Origin of the sequence: Streptomyces sp. NPDC017940 (assembly GCF_044328435.1) — a bacterium.
GTDB lineage: Bacteria > Actinomycetota > Actinomycetes > Streptomycetales > Streptomycetaceae > Streptomyces.
Window position 1 is genome coordinate 1,372,894 of sequence record NZ_JBIRHJ010000001.1, and the last position, 16,922, is coordinate 1,389,815.

Annotated in this window: 14 protein-coding genes and 1 riboswitch; of the genes, 5 read left to right on the plus strand and 9 right to left on the minus strand. The window is 75.2% G+C overall.

What is annotated here, in order from left to right; translation table 11 throughout:
- Positions 1–80: 80 nt before the first annotated feature.
- On the plus strand, positions 81–812 hold the full coding sequence (locus ACH4DX_RS05800) for a ZIP family metal transporter (protein ID WP_398154103.1): 732 nt from the start codon (positions 81–83) through the stop codon (positions 810–812).
- 29 nt (positions 813–841) lie between these two features.
- On the opposite strand, the gene ACH4DX_RS05805 is transcribed toward ACH4DX_RS05800, so the two are convergent.
- From ACH4DX_RS05805 to ACH4DX_RS05835, 7 genes are all read right to left on the minus strand, one after another.
- Positions 842–2,239, minus strand: coding sequence for a cobyrinate a,c-diamide synthase (locus ACH4DX_RS05805; RefSeq protein WP_398154104.1), 1,398 nt, complete (start codon positions 2,237–2,239; stop codon positions 842–844).
- Positions 2,233–2,841 (minus strand): cob(I)yrinic acid a,c-diamide adenosyltransferase, encoded by a 609-nt coding sequence (gene cobO / locus ACH4DX_RS05810; RefSeq protein ID WP_398154105.1) that lies wholly within the window; start codon positions 2,839–2,841, stop codon positions 2,233–2,235. Before cobO ends, ACH4DX_RS05805 begins: the two co-directional genes overlap by 7 nt.
- Positions 2,841–4,988, minus strand: coding sequence for a putative cobaltochelatase (locus ACH4DX_RS05815; protein ID WP_398122659.1), 2,148 nt, complete (start codon positions 4,986–4,988; stop codon positions 2,841–2,843). The genes cobO and ACH4DX_RS05815 overlap by 1 nt, the downstream gene beginning before the upstream one ends.
- 91 nt (positions 4,989–5,079) lie before the next feature.
- On the minus strand, positions 5,080–6,615 hold the full coding sequence (locus ACH4DX_RS05820) for a cobyric acid synthase (protein WP_398154106.1): 1,536 nt from the start codon (positions 6,613–6,615) through the stop codon (positions 5,080–5,082).
- Positions 6,612–7,631: a cobalamin biosynthesis protein gene (locus ACH4DX_RS05825; protein ID WP_398122657.1), complete on the minus strand. Its 1,020-nt coding sequence runs from the start codon at positions 7,629–7,631 to the stop codon at positions 6,612–6,614. Before ACH4DX_RS05825 ends, ACH4DX_RS05820 begins: the two co-directional genes overlap by 4 nt.
- Before the next feature lie 126 nt (positions 7,632–7,757).
- Positions 7,758–7,891: riboswitch (cobalamin riboswitch) on the minus strand.
- Between the two features lie 295 nt (positions 7,892–8,186).
- Positions 8,187–8,423, minus strand: a complete 237-nt coding sequence (locus ACH4DX_RS05830) for a hypothetical protein (protein ID WP_398154107.1) — start codon at positions 8,421–8,423, stop codon at positions 8,187–8,189.
- A 12-nt stretch (positions 8,424–8,435) separates the two neighbouring features.
- Positions 8,436–9,719 carry an anion permease gene (locus ACH4DX_RS05835; protein WP_398154108.1) on the minus strand — a complete coding sequence of 428 codons (1,284 nt, stop codon included), beginning with the start codon at positions 9,717–9,719 and terminating at the stop codon, positions 8,436–8,438.
- A gap of 425 nt (positions 9,720–10,144) precedes the next feature.
- Here ACH4DX_RS05835 and ACH4DX_RS05840 point away from each other — a divergent pair, with 425 nt between their 5' ends.
- The 3 genes from ACH4DX_RS05840 (at position 10,145) to ACH4DX_RS05850 (ending at position 14,028) form a co-directional block, all read left to right on the plus strand.
- The gene (locus ACH4DX_RS05840; protein ID WP_398154109.1) at positions 10,145–10,825 is read left to right on the plus strand and encodes a class II aldolase/adducin family protein; all 681 of its coding nucleotides are present in this window, start codon (positions 10,145–10,147) and stop codon (positions 10,823–10,825) included.
- Between the two features lie 106 nt (positions 10,826–10,931).
- Positions 10,932–12,071, plus strand: a complete 1,140-nt coding sequence (locus tag ACH4DX_RS05845) for an alpha/beta hydrolase family protein (RefSeq protein ID WP_398154110.1) — start codon at positions 10,932–10,934, stop codon at positions 12,069–12,071.
- 319 nt (positions 12,072–12,390) lie between these two features.
- On the plus strand, positions 12,391–14,028 hold the full coding sequence (locus ACH4DX_RS05850; RefSeq protein ID WP_398154189.1) for a hypothetical protein: 1,638 nt from the start codon (positions 12,391–12,393) through the stop codon (positions 14,026–14,028).
- A gap of 38 nt (positions 14,029–14,066) precedes the next feature.
- On the opposite strand, the gene ACH4DX_RS05855 is transcribed toward ACH4DX_RS05850, so the two are convergent.
- Complete coding sequence (locus ACH4DX_RS05855; RefSeq protein WP_398154111.1) at positions 14,067–14,483, minus strand: VOC family protein; 417 nt, start codon at positions 14,481–14,483, stop codon at positions 14,067–14,069.
- A 164-nt stretch (positions 14,484–14,647) separates the two neighbouring features.
- Positions 14,648–15,535, minus strand: a complete 888-nt coding sequence (locus ACH4DX_RS05860; protein WP_398154112.1) for a neutral zinc metallopeptidase — start codon at positions 15,533–15,535, stop codon at positions 14,648–14,650.
- Between the two features lie 701 nt (positions 15,536–16,236).
- Here ACH4DX_RS05860 and ACH4DX_RS05865 point away from each other — a divergent pair.
- Positions 16,237–16,917: a PQQ-binding-like beta-propeller repeat protein gene (locus tag ACH4DX_RS05865; RefSeq protein WP_398154113.1), complete on the plus strand. Its 681-nt coding sequence runs from the start codon at positions 16,237–16,239 to the stop codon at positions 16,915–16,917.
- Positions 16,918–16,922: the final 5 nt, after the last annotated feature.

Here is a 16,922-nt window from a genome sequence, read left to right on the forward strand (position 1 = left end):
CCGGGGCCGGGCGAGTGGCTCGCGGGGCCCGCGGGCGGGTGCGCGGTGCACGGACGGGATCAATCCGCTAGCAAGGGCGCATGGCGGTGTTCGTGGCACTCGGCGCGTTCCTCATGACCCTCGTCGGCGGCTGGACCGCGGGGCGGGTCACCGACCGGCGCCATCTGGTCCTCGGCCTCGCGGGCGGCCTGATGCTCGGCGTGGTCGGCCTCGACCTGCTCCCCGAGGCCCTCGACGCGGCCGGCGGGCCGGTCTTCGGCGTGCCCGCGGCGCTGCTGCTCGTCGTCGCGGGCTTTCTCTTCGCCCATGTGGTGGAGCGGCTGCTCGCCCTGCGGCGGGCGGCGCACGGCGGGGCGGAGACGGCGAACGACCGGGTGCCGCAGGTGGGCCTGACGGCCGCCGCGGCGATGGTCGGCCACAGCGTCATGGACGGCGTCGCCATCGGCGCCGCGTTCCAGGTCGGCGGCGGCATGGGCGCCGCGGTGGCGCTCGCCGTCATCGCCCACGACTTCGCGGACGGCTTCAACACGTACACGCTCACCCGCCTGTACGGGAACGCGCGCCGCAAGGCCGTCCTGATGCTCCTCGCGGACGCCGTGGCCCCCGTCGTGGGCGCGGCGACCACGCTCGCCTTCACCCTTCCCGAACCGCTGCTCGGCGGCTACCTCGGCTTCTTCGGCGGCGCCCTGCTCTATCTCGCGGCCGCCGAGATCCTGCCCGAGGCGCACCACGACCACCCCGCGCGCTCGACGGTGCTGTGCACGGTGGCCGGCGCGGCGTTCATCTGGCTGGTGGTGGGCCTCGCGGAGTGAGCGGGCCGGGGCCGCGGGCGGCGCAGCGCTCACGCCGCGCACCGCGTCACGAACCGGTGGGCGACCCCCGGCTCGGCGGCCCAGTGGGTGTGCAGATAGCTGGCGTGCACCCCCCGCGCCACGAACCCCTCGACGCGCCGTTCCGGGGTGTGCATGCCCCAGGCGGGCACCGCCCCCGCGCCCGGCTCCACGACCGTGCGGTGGAACTCGTGCCCGCGCATCCGGGTGCCCGCCGGCGCGAGCACGCTGTCCGACACGGCGACGGCCTCGCGGTAGCCGAGGGTCAGCCGCTCCGACATCCGGGCCCGCGCGTCCAGGACCCCGCACATCGGCTTGCCGTCGAGATCCCGCGCCAGATACAGCAGCCCCGCGCACTCGGCGGCCACCGGGCGCCCGCTCGCCGCGAGGTCGGCCACGGCCTTGCGCAGCGGCTCGTTGGCGGACAGCTCCGGCGCGTACATCTCGGGGAACCCGCCGCCGATGACGAGGCCGCGGGTGCCGGGCGGCAGCTCCTCGTCGTGCAGCGGGTCGAAGGGCACGACGTCGGCGCCCGCCGCGGTGAGCAGCTCGGCGTGTTCCGCGTACGAGAAGGTGAACGCGGCGCCGCCCGCGAGGGCCACGACGGGTGCCGCACCGGGTGCGGGGGGTGCGGCTCCCGCGGAGGTGAGCCCGGCGGAAGCGGTCCCCGTGGCGGAGGCGACGGCCTCGTGGGGGTCCCAGGCCGCCCCCGGCAGCTCCGGCGCGCTCCGGGCGAGGGCGAGCAGGGCCTCCATGTCGCAGCCGCGCCGCACCTGTTCGGCCGACGCCGCCACGGACTCCAGGGCCGCGGCGCCCCGCTCGGCCACCGGCACCAGGCCCAGGTGCCGGGAGGGGGCCTGCACCTGCGGGGCCCGGCGCAGCGCGCCGAGCACCGGCACCCCGGAGGAGCCGAGCGCGTCCCGGAGCAGCTCCTCGTGGCGCTGCGACCCCACCTTGTTCAGGATCACCCCGCCCATCCGGACCCCGGGGTCCCAGGAGGCGAAGCCGTGCACGAGCGCCGCCACCGACCGCGACTGCGACGACGCGTCGACGACGAGGACCACGGGGGCCCGGAGCAGCTTCGCCACATGGGCCGTGGACGCGAGCTCGCCCTGCCCGGAGGCCCCGTCGTACAGGCCCATCACGCCCTCCACGACGGCGACGTCGCACCCGCGCGCGCCGTGTGCGAACAGCGGCGCGACCAGGCCGGGGCCGCACATGAAGGCGTCCAGGTTCCGCCCGGGACGCCCGGTGGCCAGGGCGTGGTACCCGGGATCGATGTAGTCGGGGCCGACCTTGTGCGGGGACACGGCGAGCCCGGCCGCGGCGAAGGCGGCCATCAGACCGGTCGCGACCGTCGTCTTCCCGCTTCCCGACGACGGCGCCGCGACGACGAGACGTGCTACCACTCGATGCCCCGCTGCCCCTTCTGGCCCGCGTCCATCGGGTGCTTGACCTTGGACATGTCGGTGACGAGGTCGGCGAACTCCACCAGCTGCTCCGGGGCGTTGCGCCCGGTGATCACCACATGCTGGGTGCCCGGCCGGTCGCGGAGCACCGAGACGACCTCCTCGACGTCGATCCAGCCCCAGTGCAGGAGGTAGGCGAACTCGTCGAGGACGTAGAGCCGGTACCGCTCCGCCGCGAGGTCCCGCTTGACCTGCTCCCAGCCCTCACGGGCCTTGTCCTCGTTGGTCGGTTCGCCCTCGGCGGGGACGCGCTGGATCCACGACCAGCCCTCGCCCATCTTGTGCCAGTCGACGGTGCCGCCCTGCTCGCTGGCGCCGAGCACCCGCAGCGCGTTCTCCTCGCCGACCTTCCACTTCGCCGACTTGACGAACTGGAAGACCCCGATCGGCCAGCCCTGGTTCCAGGCGCGCAGCGCGAGCCCGAACGCGGCCGTCGACTTGCCCTTGCCGATCCCCGTGTGCACGAACACCAGCGGGCGGTTGCGCCGCTGCCGCGTCGTCAGGCCGTCCTGCGGCACCACACTCGGCTGTCCCTGAGGCATCAGGCGACCCTCCTCTTCGCACCGCGGGCACGCTGCCCGCCGTGTACACCGGCCGCACCCCGGGTGCCGCCCCGAACATCCTCGACGAGCCCGGCGATCGTGTCCGCCCGCAGTTCGTCCAGGGTCACCGCGCTCCCGCCCAGCTCCCGCGCCAACCGCGCGGCGAGCCCGAGCCGCACAGGACCCGACTCGCAGTCCACGACGACCGAGGCGTGCCCCTCCGCCGCGAAGAGCCGGGCGGCACGCCCCGCCCGCTCCAGCGGCTCGGCGCCGCCCGTGGCCCGCCCGTCCGTCACCACGACCACGAGGGCACGCCGCGAGGGGTCCCGCAGCCGCTCGATCCGCAGCACGTCGTGCGCCCGCAGCAGACCGGTCGCCAGCGGTGTGCGCCCGCCCGTCGGCAGCGACTCCAGGCGCACCGCGGCGGCGTCGACCGACGACGTCGGCGGCAGCGCCACCTCCGCCGCGCTCCCGCGGAACGTCACCAGACCCACCTTGTCCCGCCGCTGGTAGGCGTCGAGAAGGAGCGAGAGCACCGCGCCCTTCACCGCGGTCATCCGCTGCCGCGCCGCCATCGACCCGGACGCGTCCACGACGAAGAGCACGAGGTTGCCCTCGCGCCCCTCCCGGGTCGCCTGGCGCAGATCGTCCCTGCGCACCACGAGCCCACGCCCTGACCGCCCGCGTGCCCGCTGGTGCGGCGCGGCGGCCTGCACGGTCGCCGCCAGGTGCAGCTTCGTGAGGGCGCCGCGGGGCCGCCGCGCCCCCGTCGTCCTGCCGTGCTCGGTACGGGCCCGCGACCGCCGGCCCGCCGCGCCCTCGCCGAGCCCGGGCACGCTCAGGACCTTCGTACGGAAGGGCTCCGAGGCGCGTACGGGCGGCTGCTCGGGGGCGGCGGGGCGCTGGGGCCGGGGCTGCCGGTCGTCGGGGGAGTCGGCGGGGTCGGTGGCGTCCTGGGCCTCGGGGGACTCGGGGGCCTCCGAAGCGTCAGGGGCCTCAGGGGTCTCGGTGGTGCCGTCGTTCCCGGGGCCCTCGGGGCCGGGGTCCCGCGGGGGCCGCCCGCCACCGCCGTCCGGGCCGCCGTCGGGGCCGCTGTCCGGGTCCGGGTCGTCCTCGGGGGGCGTGCCGGGGTCGTCGTCGCCGAACTCCTCGAGGGTCTCGTCGAGCTTGTCCTCGTCGAGCCCCGGCGCGTCGAAGGGGTTGCGGCGCCGCCGGTGCGGCAGCGCGAGCAGCGCCGCCTGCCGCACGTCGTCGGCGAGGACGTCCTCGCGCCCCGCCCACGCGGCCAGGGCGGTCGCCGTCCGCGCCATCACGATGTCGGCACGCATGCCGTCCACCTCGAAGGCCGCGCACGTCGCCGCGATCTGCCGCAGCGCGCCGTCCCCGAGCCGCACCTTCGGCAGCAGCGCCCTGGCGGCGACGACACGCTCCCGCACCTCGGCCTCGTCCTCCGCCCAGCGCGCGGCGAACGCCTCCGGGGCGTCGTCGTACGCGAGCCGCCGACGCACCACCTCCACGCGCTGGTCGGGCTCGCGCGAGGCGGCGACCTCGACGGTGAGCCCGAACCGGTCGAGCAACTGCGGCCGCAGCTCGCCCTCCTCGGGGTTCATCGTGCCCACGAGCAGGAACCGCGCCGCGTGCCGCACGGACACGCCCTCGCGCTCCACGTAGCTTGCGCCCATGGCAGCCGCGTCGAGCAGCAGGTCGACCAGGTGGTCGTGGAGGAGGTTCACCTCGTCCACGTACAGGATCCCGCGGTGCGCGTCCGCGAGCAGCCCCGGCTCGAAGGCCTTCACGCCGTCGGCGAGCGCCCGCTCGATGTCCAGGGCGCCCACCAGGCGGTCCTCGGAGGCGCCCACGGGCAGCTCCACCATGCGCGCGGGCCGCGCCGTGCCGGTACCCGCCTCGTGCGGCCCGTCGGGGCACCCCGGGTCGGGTGCGCCGGGCGCGCACGAGAACCGGCATCCTGGCACGACGTCCACCGCGGGCAGCAGCGCCGCGAGCGCGCGTACGGCGGTGGACTTCGCGGTGCCCTTCTCGCCGCGCACCAGGACGCCGCCGACGGCGGGGGACACGGCGTTGAGCAGCAGGGCGAGGCGCAGGTCGTCCTGGCCGACGAGGGCGGTGAAGGGGTACGGGGTGCTCACGCGGTGACCTCCTGAGTGTGCTGCGGTGACCGCTCGGCGCGCCCGGTGTTCGCGGACGGGGCCGAAGGCCGTGGGGCGGGGTGCGGTGCCGTCATGCCGGGGTCCCCCGCGCCGCCGGTACCGACGGTGCTCCCGGCGGCACGAAGGGCAGACCCGGGGGCGCGCCCGACTCGATCAGACGCAGCAGCGCCGCGGTGTCGGCGTGCTCCTCGACGAGGTCGCCGAGCAGGTCGAGCTGCTGCTCGCGCAGCGCCTCGAAGCAGGTGTCGGGGGCGGGCACGAAGCGGCGGCCCGCGGCGCGGGCGACCTCGGTGAGGAAGCGGCGCCGGAACGCGTCGCTCTCCAGCGAGCCGTGCCAGTGCGTGCCCCACACCGCGCCGACCCGGCACCCGTCGAGGAAGGGCTCACCGCCGAGGACGTCGGCGACGCCGTGGTGGATCTCGTACCCCTCGACGGGTGCGCCGAGCGCCTCACCGACGGGGCGCGCGAGGGTCTTCTCGCGTCGGAAGGTGACGCGTACGGGCAGCAGCCCGAGCCCCTCGACGGACCCGGCGCGCGATTCCACGTCGTCCTCGATGTGTTCGCCGAGGACCTGGAAGCCGCCGCAGATCCCGAGGACTGGGCGGCCCTCGGCGGCCCTGCGCGCGAGCGCGTCCGCGAGGCCGCGCTCGCGCAGCCACCGCAGGGCGCCCACGGTGCCGCGGGTCCCGGGCACGACGACGAGGTCGGCGTCGATCAGCTCATCGGCGCGGTCCACGAAGCGCACGACGACGCCCGGTTCGGCGGCGAGCGCGTCGACGTCGGTGAAGTTGGACATCAGCGGTACGGCGCACACCGCGACGCGCAGCACGTCCTCGCCGTGCGGCGGCGCCACGACGGACTCACGCACCGCCCCGCGCAGCGACACCCGCAGGCCGTCCTCCTCGTCGATGCCGAGCCCGTGCCGGAAGGGCAGCACCCCGAACGTGGGCCGCCCGGTCAGGCCCCGCAGCATGGCGAGGCCGGGTTCGAGCAGCGACACGTCACCGCGGAACTTGTTCACGAGGAAACCGGCGACGAGTTCCTGGTCGGCGGGCGCCAGCAGCGCCACGGTGCCGAAGAAGGACGCGAAGACGCCACCGCGGTCGATGTCGCCGACCACCACCACGGGGAAGCGCGCGGCGCGCGCGATGCCCATGTTCACGATGTCGGTGCGCCGCAGATTGATCTCGGCGGGACTGCCCGCGCCCTCACAGATCACGGCGTCATAGGTGCCCCGAAGCTGCTCCAGGCATCCCACGACGGTGTCGAGCAGGGCCTGTTGCCGCCCGCCGTGATAGCCGCGCGCGCTCATCTCGCCGACGGGCCTGCCCATGAGCACGACCTGGCTCGAACGGTCGCTGCCCGGCTTGAGCAGCACGGGGTTCATCAGCGCGGACGGCTCGACGCGCGCCGCCTGCGCCTGCATGGCCTGCGCCCGGCCGATCTCGGCGCCCTCGCGGGTGACGAAGGAGTTGAGCGACATGTTCTGCGCCTTGAACGGCGCGACGGAGATCCCCTCGCGCGTCAGCCACCGGCAGATGCCCGCGGTCACGACGCTCTTGCCCGCGTCGGATGTGGTCCCCGCGACGAGCAGCCCTCCACTCATGTACGACCTCCGCGGCCCGGCAGCGCTGTGGCAGTTCCCGGCGCCGGGTGCCGCCGGGCCACTCGTGTGCCCCGGGCGGCCGTGCGGGCGCCCCGGGCGAGGTCGGCGGCCGCGGCGACGCCGAGGGCGAGCAGGGAGACCCGCCGGGACAGGCGCACGGCCCGCTCGATGTCCGTCACGGCGACGGGACGCCCGCCGCCGTTCAGGACCGGCCGGTGCTCGACCCTTCCCGCGTACGAGAGCGTCCCCCCGAGCCGCACGCCGAGCGCCCCCGCGAAGGAGGCCTCGACGACACCGGCGTTGGGGCTCGGGTGGGCTGCGGCGTCGTCCCGCCAGGCGCGTGCCGCAGCGCCGGGGGAGCCGCCCGCGACCACCGCGAGCACACCGGTGAGCCGGGCGCCCGGCCAGCCGAGGACGTCGTCGAGGCGGGCGGAGGCCCAGCCGTAGCGGCGGTACCTGGGCGACTTGTGCCCGACCATGGCGTCGAGGGTGTTGACCGCGCGGAACCCGAGCAGCCCCGGCACGCCCGCGGCGGCGCCCCACACCAGCGCCCCCACCACGGCGTCCGAGGTGTTCTCGGCGACGGACTCCACGACGGCACGGGCGATCCCGTCCGCGTCCAGGGCCTCGGGGTCGCGCCCGCACAGGTGCGGCAGCCGCTCCCGCGCCACGTCGATGTCCCCGGCGGCCAGGGCGCCCGCGACGGCACGGGCCTCCCGGCCGAGCGAGGTCCCACCGACGACGGCCCAGGTCGCGGCGGCCGTCAGCCCGACGGATGCGGCACGGGAGCGGCGTACAGCGAAGGAAGCGAGCGCACCGGCGCCCGCCGCGCCCCCGGCGCACACCACCGTGTGCAGCGCGCCCCAGCCGCGGTGGTCGCGCCACAGCAGGCGTTCGACGGCCGCTGCCGCGCGCCCGAACGCGGCGACCGGGTGGCCGCGGCGCGGGTCGCCGAGCAACAGGTCACCGAGGAGGCCCGCGGCGGCGCCGTACGCGAAGTCGCGATCGGCCCGCACGGCTCAGGCCGCCGCTGCGTACGGCGGTACGGTCGACGACACCCGTCGGGGCAGGGGAGGGGGAACCGGCAACGGGCGGCCGCGCATGACGACATGTCCTCACTCAGGGTGTCCGCGCCCTGGTTCGACGAGACCGGCGGTGAGAGTTCCTGGCTCCCGGGGACCGTGTTCGGTCACCCGGTGACAGTGGCGGGACCGCGCCGGACTCGCACCGGCTTCCTCTCCTGCCGCCGTAAATTGGCTTCGGCAGTTCACCACGGCCCGCGACGCCCGTCAACTCGCTGTTGACCTGCGGTGGGAGAGTGTGCGGAGGTCCACACGAGGCCTGCGGGCCGGGGCCGGTTCGAGGCTAGGCACGCCGGGAGACCCTCCGTACGCTTGCCGGTGTCAGGCCTCCGTGAGGGCGGCTCGCGGGGGTGAGAGGGTATCGAGCTTGAGCGAGTCGCGATGCGACTCGGAACGCGGAAGAGCCACGAGGGCGGCCGTGATGGCCGCCCCCGTGGCGGGTGGAGCGAGTGTCCGGCAACCGGTGCGCGGGAGCAGGGTGTGCCGTTGTCAGACGACGATCAGATAGATCCCGTACGCCACCGCCGCGGCGCACAGTGCGAAGCACGCGTACGCCCCGACCTGCGCCGGGAGCGCGGCGGTGCCCGTGCCCGAGGTTCGGGCCTCGCGGGCCTGTTCCTGCTTGGAGAGGGCTACGACGCCGAGGGTGAACAGGCCCACGAGGGCGACGGTCACCAGGAGGCTGACTCCGAAGACGGAGGCGAGGGCTGCCCAGTCGATCTTCATGCTGCTTCTTCCTTAGACCGTGGCGGGCCGGGCGGGGTCCGCCATGGCCGTGGCGGACGCGGACGAGTGCGACACCGGGACGTCGGCCGAGAACGGCGCGGTGTCCTCGATCGCGAGGGGGGTGCCCGCCGGGGGCGGCGAGACGGCCGCGATGGCGGTGGTCACGACGCCCGCGGGCTCGGCGGGCGTGCCGATCTCGTCGGCTGTGACGTTCGTGTGGTCGACCGGCTGGCGGCGCGACAGGACCCAGATGACGGCGGAGCCGCCGACGAGCAGCGCGGCCGTGGCGGCGATGCCCCACGTGCCCTGCTTGGTGAGCAGCTCGGCGCCCGCGCCGACCAGACCGGCGGCCGGGAGCGTCAGACCCCACGCCACGAACATCCGCGTCGCGGTGGACCAGCGGACCACCCCGCCCTTGCGGCCGAGGCCCGCGCCCATCACGGCGCCGGAGCAGACCTGGGTGGTGGAGAGCGAGAAACCGATGTGCGAGGAGGCCAGGATGGCCGTCGCGGCGGACGTCTGCGCCGCGAAGCCCTGCTTCGGGGCCAGCTCGGTGAGGCCCTTGCCCATGGTGCGGATGATGCGCCAGCCGCCCAGGTAGGTGCCGAGCGCGATGGCGACACCGGCCGAGACGATGACCCACATGGGCGGGTTGGCGCCCGGGTTGAGCACACCGCCGGTGATCAGGGCCAGCGTGATGATGCCCATGGTCTTCTGCGCGTCGTTCGTGCCGTGGGCGAGCGAGACGAGGCCCGCGGAGGCGATCTGGCCCGCGCGGTAGCCCTTGGCGGTGGACTTCTCGTCGGTGCGGCTGCTGATGCGGTACGTCAGGCGGGTCGCGAGCGTCGCGGCGATGCCGGCGACGAGCGGGGCCGCGACGGCGGGCAGCAGCACCTTGGTGACGACCGTGCCGCCGTTGACCGACGACCAGCCCATGGACATCACGGCGGCGCCGATGAGGCCGCCGAACAGGGCGTGCGAGGAGCTGGAGGGCAGGCCCAGCAGCCAGGTCAGGAGGTTCCAGAGGATCGCGCCCACCAGGGCCGCGAATATCACCTCGGTCTTCAGACCGTCTTCGTTGATGATGCCGCCGGAGATCGTCTTGGCGACTTCGACGGAGAGGAACGCTCCGACGAGGTTCAGCACGGCGGACATGGCCACCGCCGTCTTGGGCTTGAGGGCGCCGGTCGAGATGGTCGTCGCCATCGCGTTGGCTGTGTCGTGGAAACCGTTCGTGAAATCGAACACGAGAGCGGTGACGATCACGATCCCGAGGAGAAGCGTGATGTGTTCCATTTACCCAGGCTTCTGTTGGACGTCAGTGGCACGTGGAACGTAGGCAAACTGAGTGAACGGAAAGTGAACTGAGTTGGGCTGTGCGGTGACCCATCGTTGGTGGTGGCCGCGCGGCGTCTTCTCGGCCCGCTCCGGCCCGGACGCCGCGTACGCGCCCCGGACGAGCCCCGGACGCGCCGTCGGCCCGTCGAGGCCCGGAATTCCGCCCTCCGGGGCCCCTTCCACGAGGGTCGCGCACCCGTTCGGTGACGTGCCCGCGGACGCCCTGGACCGGGTGCCGGATCGCTGAGGAGACACTCGTCACGTGGGCCCCGGAGCACGGCTCGCACGCGGTCTGCCCGCGGCCCGCACGCGGTCCGCCCGCGGTCTGCCCGCGGCCCGCCCGCGCTCTGCCCGCCCGTGCCGCCCTCTGGCAGGATCACCGCATGACTGAGCAGCGGCACACCGACGCGGGCCCGGGAAGCACGGCGGTCATACGGGCCTGGGACGAGCTCGTCGCGACCGCCCGCAGGACCGTGGCGGACGGCCTCGTCGTCGGCACCTCGGGAAACGTCTCCGTACGAGTGGCCGGCACGGTCCTCGTCACACCGAGCGGCGTCCCCTACGACGAGCTGACGCCCGCCGACGTCCTCGGCGTCGGCCTGGACGGCGCACGGCTCTTCGGCACCCTCACCCCGACCAGCGAACTGCCCATGCACCTGGCGATCTACCGGGCCACGGACGCCCGCGCCGTCGTCCACACCCACGCCGTGCACGCCACCGCGGTCTCCACCCTCGTACCGGAGCTCCCCGCCGTCCACTACATGACCGCCGCCCTCGGCGGCACCGTCCGCGTCGCCCCCTACGCGCTGTACGGCACGGACGAACTGGCCGAGAACATGCTGCACGCCCTGCGTGACCGCAATGCCTGCCTCTTGCAGAACCACGGAACGGTCGTCCACGGGGACACCCTCGCCCAGGCCTTCGAACGCACCGCCCAACTGGAGTGGATGTGCCGCCTGTGGCTCACGGCCACCTCGGTCCCCGGGCACACGCCGCACATCCTGTCCGCGGCCCAGGTCCGCGAGACCGGGGAGAAGCTGAAGGGGTACGGGCAGCGGAGCTGACCCGACCGGCCCGCCGGGGTACGGGAACGCACTCGCCGGGGTACGGGAACGCACGCACGCGGTACGCCCACTGGCAGCGCCCCCCGACGGCACGGACACTGGGTCCGTGCGCCCAGCCAAAGCGACGGCCGCCGCAGCCGTCACCACCGTCACCGCCGTCCTGGGAACCACCGCCCTGGCCGTAGCGGCCGGCCGCTACGCCAGTGACGCCGCCCTGAAGGCACCCGCGGGCCGGCCCCTGCCGACCGAACCACGGCTCACCGTGCACGCCACGGCCGCGGGGCAGATCTCCCTCACCCGGGCCCTTGCCTCCCTGCGCCCCGGCCGCTACGGCCTGGGCGGCAACGGCTGCCACGCCGTGGTCGGCCCGGTCCTGGACGCCGCCCCGCACGAGGCCGACACGGTCGTACGCCGCCTCGAACGCGTCACCCACGGCACCCTGGAACCCGGCGCCCGGGTCTGGCTCACGCCCCAGGTGCACATCGGCGACCCGCACTCCGCGCTCGGCATCGATCACGCCGACGTCGACATCCCGGGCGAACTCGGACCGCTGCCCGCCTGGTTCGTGCCCGGCACCCGCGACACCTGGGTGATCGCCGTGCACGGCCTCGGCACCACGCGCGAGCACCCGATGGTCGTCATGGACTTCCTGCACCACCAGCAGCTCCCGGTGCTCTCCCTCGGCTACCGCGGCGACCTGGGCGCGCCCCGCTCACCGGACGGCCTCGGCCACCTCGGCGAGACCGAGTGGCGCGACCTCGACGCCGCCATCCGCTACGCCGTGCGCCACGGCGCCCGCGACGTCGTCCTGCACGGCTGGTCCACCGGCGCCTCGATGGCCCTGCACGCCGCCGCCCGCTCCGGGCTCCGCGACCGCGTCAGCGGACTCGTCCTGGACTCGCCGGTGCTCGACTGGGAGACCACCCTGCGCGCCCTCGCCACCGCCCGGCGCACACCGGGGCCCCTGCTGCCGCTGGCCGTGCGCGCCGCGCAGGGCCGCACCGGTCTGCGCGGGGGCCGCCTCGCCGAAGCCGCCGACCCCCGCGCCCTGCGGGTGCCGACCCTCATCCTGCACGGCCCCGGCGATGCCGTGGCCCCCTGGGCGCTGTCCCGTCAACTGGCTGGGAAGCGACCCGACCTCGTGACCCTGCACACCGTTCCGGATGCGCCCCACGGCGCCATGTGGAACGCCGACCCCGCGGGGTACGAAGAGGCCCTGCGCCGCTTCCTCACCCCCCTGATGTAGCGGGTGTGAGCCCTTCCATGCCCCGATGCCGGGGGGTGCGCGGCCCCCGCCCCGGCCCCGCGCGCAAGCGCCGCCGGGATTCCGTTTGGGTTTTCGGACCGTCAACAGGAAGACTGCTCTCGTGACGTCCCGTATCCCGCGCGACTCCCGGCTCCACCTCGTCCGCACACCGTCCTCGAAGGCCGAAAGGCGACCGGAGGCGGAGCGCGGCCGAAGCCGCAGCCCCCTCGGCGCCCCCGGCGCGGTGACCCAGCGCCGCTCGCGCCGGCCCGCGCCCCCGCCCCCGGAGGGCACGCCCGCGCCCGCCGAACTGGCCCGGATGGCACGCGCGGGCCTGGCGGGCGCGGTGCGCGTCGCCCGCTGGGCCGACCGCGCCCTGCGCCCCGGCACAGGACCGCTGCGCGGCGTCGCGGGCGCCTCCGGTGCAGGTGCCGGTGACGAGAACGGCTCCGGTGCAGGTACCGGTTCCGAGAACGGCTCCGGTGCAGGTACCGGGGGTAAGAACGCCTCCGGCAAAGCGACTGGCGGTGCGAACGCCTCCGCGAAAGGGACTGGCGGTGCGAACGCCTCCGGGAAGGGGACCGGCGGTGCGACCGCCTCCGGGAAGGGGACCGGCGGTGCCCATGCCTCCGGTAAAGGGCCCGGCGGTGCCCATGCCTCCGGTAAAGGGCCCGGCAGTGACAACGTCACCGATAACGGGACCGGCGGTGACAACGGCTCCGGCAGGGCGGTCGGCGCGCTGTCCGACGCCGCCGCCGAACGCGCGGCCCGCGAACTGGACGTGACGGTCCACCAGCTCCGCGCCGACTGGGACACCGCACGCCTGGCCGGACTGGTCGAGGTGCACGGTGCCGTCGCCCGCCCCGGCTGGCGGCTGCGCGCCTGGGACCGGGACGACGCCGCCGTGCTGCGCGGCTGGGTCGCCCTGTTCGACGCCTGGTCGCTCGTCCACCCGGCCCCCGCCGAACTGCCGCCCGCCACCGTCGCGGAGACCGTCGAGGCCGTCCCCCAGCTCCTCTCCTTCCTCCAGCTGTCCGCGGGCCCGGTGCCCGTGCCCCAGCTCCTCGACCTCCTGGACCAGCGCGTCCGCGAACTGCGCACCGAACGCTGCGAGATCCCGTACGGCCCGCAGGCGGTCCCCGAGCCCCGCTCGCCCGACGCCACCGTCCCGCCCGGCACCGATGCCACCGTCCCGCCCGGCACCGACCCCGGCGCGGACCCCCTCGATGCCACGCCCCCGCTGCCCGCCCTGCTCGACTGGGCCCTGCACGCCCTGGCCTCCGTCGGCGCCCTGACCTGTGACGACGGTCAGGCGACGCTCACCCCGCTGGGCAGTTGGGCGGTGTGGGTCAAGCTGGAGCAGATCTGCGTCGCCGCGCAGAGCCCCGCCGGGCACATCGAGCAGTCCGCCGAGGACATGCTGCGCGGCTGCGCCCGCCTGCGGCCCAACGCCGCCCGCTCCGAATACCGCGCCTGGCTCGCCGCCAGGGACGCGGGCAGCGCCATCACCGAACTCCTCGACGCCGCCCGCGGCGAGGACGCCCTGCTGCGCGGACTCGCCTTCGAGGCCCTACGGGTCGTCGGCGCCCCGGCCGAACCGGACGTGCGCGCCGTCGTGGACGAGACCCCGCTGCGGCCCTACGCGCTGCTGTGGCTCGCCGAGCACGAGGGCACCGACCCCGAGGACGTCCATCTCGTCCTCACCCGCGAGGAGTCCACCTGGCTGTGGGTCGACACCGCGGCCGCCGTCGCCGACCACGGCGAGGCCGAACTCCTCGTACGGCACCTGGACTCGGCGCCGCAGCCCACCGTGCCCGCACTCATCGACGAGGTGCGCACGGTCGGTCACCCGCGGACCGTGCAGGTGCTCGTGGCGCTCGCCGCGGCCCACCCCGACCCGGCGCTCGCCAAGGCCGTGCGCCGCGCCGCGTTCCAGGTGCACACCGGCGGCGTGTGACGCCGGCGCCGGCGGGCCGGGGCCCGGCTGTCTCCCGCCTATCCGCCGGTGGTCTCCGGGGCGTACGTACCGAAGCACCAGATGTTGCCCTCCAGGTCCCGCGCCATGTAGTCGCGGGAGCCGTAGTCCTGGTCCGTCGGGGGCATCACGACGTCCACGCCGTGCTCCACGGCACGCTGGTGGTGGGCGTCGACGTCGGCGACGACCAGATACGCCGCCGAGGGGCCCGCCTCCTCCATGATCTCGGAGAAGAGGCCGCCGCGGCCCTTCGAACCCAGCATCACCGCGCCGTTGCCGTACGCGAGTTCGGCGTGCAGGACCTTGCCGTCCTCGCTCTCGTACACACTCGTCTCCGTGAAGCCGAAGGCCTCCGTGAGCTGCTTGATCGCGGCCATGGCGTCCGCGTACAGCAGCGTCGGAAAGATGCTCGGACGCACCCTGGCGGTGTCCGCCATCCCGCTCACCCCTTCGTTCGTTCCTTCGGTCTGTCGGTCCTTCGGTCCTTCGGTCCGTCGTTTCCCGGCGTTCCTTCGATCCGCTCGAATGTGATCTGCCCCACAAGTCTCGCACCGGGGTGTGACAACGGCCCGCCGCGCCCGGTCCGGCCGTTGTCCGACGCTCAGCGGAAGGTGTCGCACTGCGCCATGTCGCCCGTACGAAGGCCCTGGCGGAACCAGTTCTGGCGCTGTTCCGCGGAGCCGTGCGTCCAGGACTCGGGGGTCACGCGGCCCTGGAAGCGCTCCTGGATCCGGTCGTCGCCCACCGCGGCCGCCGCGTCCATGCCGTCCCGGATGTCGGCCTGGGTGAGCCGGGTGACCAGTGGCTTGCCCGACTCGTCGGGCGTGCGCGTGGCGTGGTGCGCCCACACGCCCGCGTAGCAGTCGGCCTGCAACTCGACCCGTACGGCGTTGCTGTTCCGGCCGGTCCGTCCGTCCTGCGAACAGCCGAGCGTGCCCATCAGGTTCTGTACGTGGTGCCCGTACTCGTGCGCCACGACGTACGCCTGCGCGAAGGGACCGCCGCTGGAGCCGAACTTGGTCCGCAGCTCGTCGAAGAACCCCAGGTCCAGGTAGACCTTGCGGTCGCCGGGGCAGTAGAAGGGGCCGACCGCCGACGACGCGGTGCCGCAGGCGGTGCCGACCCGGGCGCTGTAGACCACGGTCGGCGCGGCCGTGTACCGGCCCTGGCGGCGCGGGAACTCCTGCCGCCAGTAGTCCTGGACGCTGTTCACGACCGCCACCGTGCGGCAGTCGTCGCGGGCGTTCGCGTCCTTTCCGGTACGGCAGCTCCGCTGGACCTCGGCGAGCGAGGACGGCTGCGCGGTGGGCTCCTCGCCGCCCTCGGTCAGGCCCAGCTGGTCGGGGCCGACGCCGAAGAAGAGACCGAGCAGCAGCGCGATCAGGCCCGCGACGCCGCCGCCCACGGTCGCCTTGCCGCCGGGGATGCGGCTGCCGCGGGCATCCTGCACCTCCGAGGTGTCCAGATCCGCGTCGTCGTCGAACTGCATCGGCGCACCACCTCCGCCTCCCGTGCGAGAGCCGCCGCCCCGCGCGCGGGCGGGCTGCCTCACCTGCGGGACGACGCTCCGCCGCCCTGCGCCGGACGCCCGGCCACCTCATCCTTCTACGCCGCCCAGCGCCCGGCCCCGGACGGAGGTCCGAACGGGGGACGCCACCGCCCGCCGCCGCCGTGTCGCGCCCGCCCCGGGGCCCCTCCGCCGCGCCCGCGGCTACGCTCTGCGCCTGATCCGCGGCCAGGGGTACCGGTGCCGCTGCCGGAGGGAGCGAAGGGGCGCCCATGACCACTGGCCGGGCCGACGCCACCGGCACCCCGGAACTCCCCGGCCCCCAAACCCCCACGGGCCCGCTCCAGCACACCGCCCGCCCCCCGAACGTCCCACCGGCCCGCCCGGCCCCCCACCCGGCACCACGGCTCCCGCCTCACCCCGAACCGAACAGCACAGCCGGGTCGGACCCCACAGCCCTTCCGGCCGGATCAGATCCGGCGGCCCCCGAAGCCGGGGCAGACCCACCAGCGCCCGCAGCGGAGGCAGCGACCGCGGCCGAGACAGCTCCCGCGGCCGAGACAGCCCCCGCAGCCGAGGCAGATCCCGCAGCCGAGACAGCCCCCGCAAGCAAGACACCCCCCGCCGAGACGACAGCCCAAGCCCGACGGTCCGACCCGCGCCGCCCGCGGCTGCTCAGCGGAGTGGTCCTCGCCCTCGCCCTGCTGGCCCTCCCGCTCCTCGCCGCCGCCCACCACTCGCGGCAGACCGCACCCTACGGAGATCACCTCACCGTCCACGCGCGCGTGGACGGTGCCGCCCCGCCGACGGCGCTGCGGACGCGGGGCGGGGCCGTCGAGGCGTACGAGGCGGACAGCGGCCGGGTGCGGTGGACGTACGCGCGGGAGGGGCGGCGCGCTCTGCGCTCCCTGGCGGCCCCGGGGCACGCCCTCGCGCTCTGGAGCGACGGTCTCGTCACCGACACGGCGTCCGGCGGGGTGCGCTGGCACCGGGCTGTTCCTGCCACCGCCCGCTGGCTCGGCACCGCGCGGGCGCGCGGCGGCGCGGGGGTGCTGCGGCGGCTCGACCGCGAAGGCCGCATGCTGGCCGTCGTCACCCCGCACCGCATCGTCGCCTACCGCACGGCCGACGGAGACCTGCGCTGGACGCTGCCCGCGCACGAGGGCTGCGTCTTCGAGCCCGCCCGGTCCCTGTGGCGCGACGGCGCGCTCCTGATCGCCCAGCCCTGCCGCTCCCGCGCGACGGCGTGGACGGCACAGCTGACCGCCGTGGACGACCTCGGCCGGATCACGCCGCACCGCACGCCCCTCGGCAACGACGCACCGGGCGCGCCCGCGGACCGGAGGGCGGACCGGGCCCGCTGACCGCC

Excerpts from the sequence above, each read along its gene's own strand:
- ACH4DX_RS05800 (WP_398154103.1), top strand. The coding sequence starts at position 81 with ATGGCGGTGTTCGTGGCACTCGGCGCGTTCCTCATGACCCTCGTCGGC.
- cobO (WP_398154105.1), bottom strand. The coding sequence starts at position 2,841 with ATGCCTCAGGGACAGCCGAGTGTGGTGCCGCAGGACGGCCTGACGACG.
- ACH4DX_RS05820 (WP_398154106.1), bottom strand. The coding sequence starts at position 6,615 with ATGAGTGGAGGGCTGCTCGTCGCGGGGACCACATCCGACGCGGGCAAG.
- ACH4DX_RS05830 (WP_398154107.1), bottom strand. The coding sequence starts at position 8,423 with ATGAAGATCGACTGGGCAGCCCTCGCCTCCGTCTTCGGAGTCAGCCTC.
- ACH4DX_RS05835 (WP_398154108.1), bottom strand. The coding sequence starts at position 9,719 with ATGGAACACATCACGCTTCTCCTCGGGATCGTGATCGTCACCGCTCTC.
- ACH4DX_RS05840 (WP_398154109.1), top strand. The coding sequence starts at position 10,145 with ATGACTGAGCAGCGGCACACCGACGCGGGCCCGGGAAGCACGGCGGTC.
- ACH4DX_RS05850 (WP_398154189.1), top strand. The coding sequence starts at position 12,391 with ATGGCACGCGCGGGCCTGGCGGGCGCGGTGCGCGTCGCCCGCTGGGCC.
- ACH4DX_RS05855 (WP_398154111.1), bottom strand. The coding sequence starts at position 14,483 with ATGGCGGACACCGCCAGGGTGCGTCCGAGCATCTTTCCGACGCTGCTG.
- ACH4DX_RS05860 (WP_398154112.1), bottom strand. The coding sequence starts at position 15,535 with ATGCAGTTCGACGACGACGCGGATCTGGACACCTCGGAGGTGCAGGAT.